The sequence below is a fragment of the Ruminococcoides bili genome, from assembly GCF_040093295.1.
Lineage (GTDB): Bacteria > Bacillota > Clostridia > Oscillospirales > Acutalibacteraceae > Ruminococcoides > Ruminococcoides intestinale_A.
The window spans coordinates 1-1,931 of record NZ_JBBNJY010000085.1 but is presented as its reverse complement, the minus strand read 5'-3'; the positions used below and the strand labels follow the sequence as shown (position 1 = coordinate 1,931).

The 1,931-nt window shown below is 37.4% G+C and carries 3 protein-coding genes; 1 reads left to right on the top strand and 2 read right to left on the bottom strand.

Going from position 1 to position 1,931, the window contains the following annotated elements:
• Window positions 1-150 precede the first annotated feature (150 nt).
• Both AAAY30_RS11435 and AAAY30_RS11430 read right to left on the bottom strand, forming a co-directional pair.
• Complete coding sequence (locus AAAY30_RS11435) at window positions 151-666, bottom strand: spore maturation protein (RefSeq protein ID WP_022234984.1); 516 nt, start codon at window positions 664-666, stop codon at window positions 151-153.
• A gap of 4 nt (window positions 667-670) precedes the next feature.
• Window positions 671-1,252 (bottom strand): nucleoside recognition domain-containing protein, encoded by a 582-nt coding sequence (locus AAAY30_RS11430; protein ID WP_195411255.1) that lies wholly within the window; start codon window positions 1,250-1,252, stop codon window positions 671-673.
• A gap of 225 nt (window positions 1,253-1,477) precedes the next feature.
• On the opposite strand from AAAY30_RS11430, the gene AAAY30_RS11425 reads away from it, so the two are divergent.
• Window positions 1,478-1,714, top strand: a complete 237-nt coding sequence (locus AAAY30_RS11425; protein ID WP_022234982.1) for an AbrB/MazE/SpoVT family DNA-binding domain-containing protein — start codon at window positions 1,478-1,480, stop codon at window positions 1,712-1,714.
• Window positions 1,715-1,931: the final 217 nt, after the last annotated feature.

Sequence of the window (1,931 nt, the reverse complement as noted above, 5' to 3'; positions counted from 1 at the left end):
TCAAGATAAATCTATTGCTGAACTTGAAAATAGATTTAAATTTATAAAAGATGCTATTAGAAACTAGCCAAACAAATAGGCGTAAGTATCTGCGAGAGCAATAAAAGAAAATATACTTCATTTACATAGGGGCTGTTTTTTACAGCTCCTTTAGCTTTGCCCGAAAATTAGTCTTACGGTCAGCACGCTCATCACTGCGGCGGTGAAATCGGCAAGCAAAGCGGCAACAAGAGTATGGCGGATTTTTTTTACCTTAATACTGCCAAAATACATTGCCACAGCGTAAAATGTGGTTTCGGATGATCCTGCAAGTACAGAAGCTACCCTGCCTGCAAAACTGTCAGGGCCGCAATCTTCATACAAAGCGGTCAACAAAGCTGTTGAACCACTGCCCGATACAGGTCTTAAGAGAACCATTGGTACAATTTCTTTTGGAAAGCCTAAAAAATCTGCGGCAGGGGAGATAAAGTTACATATAACATCTATTGCACCGCTCGAACGCAGTAAATCTACCGCAAACACCAATCCGATTATGGTAGGTGCAATTGTGTACAGAACTTTTACGCCCTCTCGCACTCCTTTAATAAACAAATCGAAAACAGGCACTCGTTTTATCAGCCCGTACAATACCACAACGGTCGCAAATAGAGGCATTATAATAGCCATAATTTCACCTCGCTTTTTTCAGATTTAGTGTACAGGCAACTGTAAGGGCCACAGTGAGAGCGGTTGCCGAGCTTATCCAAATGGCTGTTATAACCTCAAACGGAGCATTACTTCCGTAGCTTTGTCGAAGTGTGGCAAGGGTAGTAGGCAAAAGCTGCAGAGAGGCGGTATTGAGCACAACAAAAATGACCATTTCATTGCTTGCCGTATCGGAGCAGTTGTTTAGTCTGTTAAGCTCACCCATAGCTTTAAGACCAAACGGAGTGGCGGCATTGCCAAGTCCTAACAGGTTTGCGCTTATGTTCATAGTAATGCTTTTAAAAGCCTCGCTGTTTTTATCAAGCTTTGGAAAAAGCGGTCGCAAAAGAGGCGCAAAAATTTTTGAAATAAGTGCGGTAAAGCCGCTTTCTTCTGCTATTTTCATTATTCCTGACCATAGGCATAGGATGCCTGCCATTGTCAAGAGAAGTTCTATTGATGACGAGCCGCTTTCTATAAGGGCTGTAGACAGTGATTCGGTATTACCGAGTAAAATTGCCGACAACACACTGACAATTATCAAACCTGCCCACACATAACCAAGCATTTATTTCACCTAACTTCAAAAATCTAAATATAATATCATAAATAAAGCAAATATGACAAAATCCGTTACAAAATTGTATTTACAATTCTTATTTGGTAATTATTGACATATTAACCGTAAAATGGTATAATGATACAGCGATGAAAATTGTCAACCTGTAACTTCGGTTAAGGTTTACAATTAAAAAATACGCACATAAAACTGTTCAGATAAGGAGATGATATAATGATATTTACTAATTTCAGAGAAATTGACGGAGCTGGCAGAATTGTAATTTCAAAGGATATTCGCAATCATCTTAATATCAAAGCGGGCGATATGTTGCATATCGAGGCTGACAATGATTGCATTACAATAAAAAAAGCGGAAGAAAAATGCATTTTCTGCAATTCGTCCGAAAATCTGAAATGTCTTAAGGGCAAATTTATATGCTCAAATTGTATCAATGCACTTAATAATTAATTATTATTAAAAAAGGGTAGGGCACACCGACGGTTAATTTAAACTGTCGGTGTGATTTTTGTTCTTATAAAATATATATGCAATTATTTGATTTTATGAGTGTGTGTTAAATATTATTGCAATTATAGATTTAATTTTTGGGATAATCTTGATATATTATGGTTTAGCAAATTGATTTGCCAATCAATTATAAAAGTTTGGTCGACCTTTTCGATCG

Bases quoted from the DNA above. Each gene is read 5' to 3' on its own strand.
- AAAY30_RS11435 (WP_022234984.1), bottom strand. From the start codon at position 666: ATGGCTATTATAATGCCTCTATTTGCGACCGTTGTGGTATTGTACGGG.
- AAAY30_RS11430 (WP_195411255.1), bottom strand. From the start codon at position 1,252: ATGCTTGGTTATGTGTGGGCAGGTTTGATAATTGTCAGTGTGTTGTCG.
- AAAY30_RS11425 (WP_022234982.1), top strand. From the start codon at position 1,478: ATGATATTTACTAATTTCAGAGAAATTGACGGAGCTGGCAGAATTGTA.